The sequence below is a fragment of the Companilactobacillus zhongbaensis genome, assembly GCF_003946515.1.
Classification (GTDB): domain Bacteria; phylum Bacillota; class Bacilli; order Lactobacillales; family Lactobacillaceae; genus Companilactobacillus; species Companilactobacillus zhongbaensis.
This window is the reverse complement of record NZ_RHOM01000077.1, coordinates 1-1,078: the sequence shown is the minus strand read 5'-3', so window position 1 is coordinate 1,078 and position 1,078 is coordinate 1. Positions and strand designations below refer to the sequence as shown.

Sequence of the window (1,078 nt, the reverse complement as noted above, 5' to 3'; positions counted from 1 at the left end):
TCCTGGGGTTTTTTGTATCCTAGTTGTTTCCTTGGTAGTTCATTAAGGTGAGCGTTGATGACAGAGATGGTTTGGGGACTCACAGTATCTAGGGACAGACTCTTTGGAAGTTCACGTCGGATCATTCTGTTATGTACTTCGTTAGTTCCACGTTCACTAGATGTGTATGGATGAGTGAAATAGACATCACAGGTATCTGACATGGTTTGTTCCAAGTTGGCAAACTCTGGCCCATTGTCTGCAGTGATAGATTTGATAGCTCTACCATAATTGAGCTTGATCTCCTCCATAGCGTAGTCCACAGAGTCGGCATCTCTACCGTCAATCAATCTCATTATTTCAAACCGTGATTGTCTTTCTATCAAGGTAAGAACGACACTTTCGTTTCCGTTTCTTTTACCCACTACAGTATCGATCTCAAAGTGTCCAAACTCTTCGCGGTTATTGACGTGACTTGGACGTTCTTCGATGCTTCTTCCTAGAGTTCGTCTATGTTTCTTTGCGATATGGATTTTGGTAGATCTGTGTGTCTTTTCAGCTAGGTCAATGTTCTTTACTTCCAGCAACTGCTTGTCTATGTATTTGTACAAAGTAGTTGTGGATACCATCTCTTCAGACGTAAATAAACCATCAACACGAGCTCTACCGACCGTCGCATCAGGAGACCACTTGTTATCTTTGAACCGCTCCACAAAGAAGCTCAAGAAGGGCTTTACTTGATTGAACTTAGAAGGACGATGACATCTCAAACGGTTATTCTCATAGTTAGTTTGCGCAGTATCAGGAAAGTATGAAGAAGAATATATCAACTTGTTGTTGACCTTCTTCACCTGAGATACAGTTCCACGATGGATCTCGTTATTGATAGTCTGTGGAGAAACACCAATGATTGAAGCTATTTGCCTGTTAGAGAGTTCAAGTTCATGTAAAGAAGCAATTCTGCCTCGTTCAATTTCAGTTAAGTGCTGTCCTTTTTTGCGAATTATGGTATTCTGTTGATGCATCAAGACGAAAAACCTCTTTCATTGTTAGTGTCGGAACTCCAATGATAACTGATTTTTCCGTCTTGGTGTTTTTT

1 protein-coding gene is annotated in these 1,078 nt (G+C 40.8%); it reads right to left on the bottom strand.

What is annotated here, in order from left to right:
• Positions 1-1,004, bottom strand: a 1,004-nt coding sequence (locus EKM69_RS12195; protein ID WP_125711386.1) for an IS30 family transposase, incomplete at its 3' end; no start/stop codon positions are given.
• Between the last annotated feature and the right edge of the window lie 74 nt (positions 1,005-1,078).